This window comes from Bradyrhizobium sp. sGM-13, assembly GCF_018398875.1.
In the GTDB taxonomy this organism is placed as follows: Bacteria; Pseudomonadota; Alphaproteobacteria; order Rhizobiales; family Xanthobacteraceae; genus Bradyrhizobium.
This window is the reverse complement of the sequence record NZ_JAGWDK010000438.1, coordinates 1-236: the sequence shown is the minus strand read 5'-3', so window position 1 is coordinate 236 and position 236 is coordinate 1. Positions and strand designations below refer to the sequence as shown.

Genomic DNA, 236 nt, shown 5'->3' with positions numbered 1-236 from the left:
ACCCATGCCCACTGTAGAAGAAAACGACCTCGTCGTCTTTCCCGGCCCGATGGACCAGGGATTCCATGGCTGCGAGGATGCCCTCGCGCGTGGCCTGCTCATCCCGCAGCACCGCGATCTGATCGTCACGGAAACCGAAGCGGCGTCCCAGCGCGTCCCGCAGCACCGCCACGTCATGGCCACACCCTTCGAGCTGCCAATCCGGAGGGAAATGGGGATACTGATCGATCCCGATG

General features: G+C 63.6%; 1 protein-coding gene. It reads right to left on the bottom strand.

The features are described 5' to 3' along the window. Positions 1-236, bottom strand: a 236-nt coding sequence (locus tag KJQ96_RS39565; protein WP_213291283.1) for a caspase family protein, incomplete at both ends; no start/stop codon positions are given.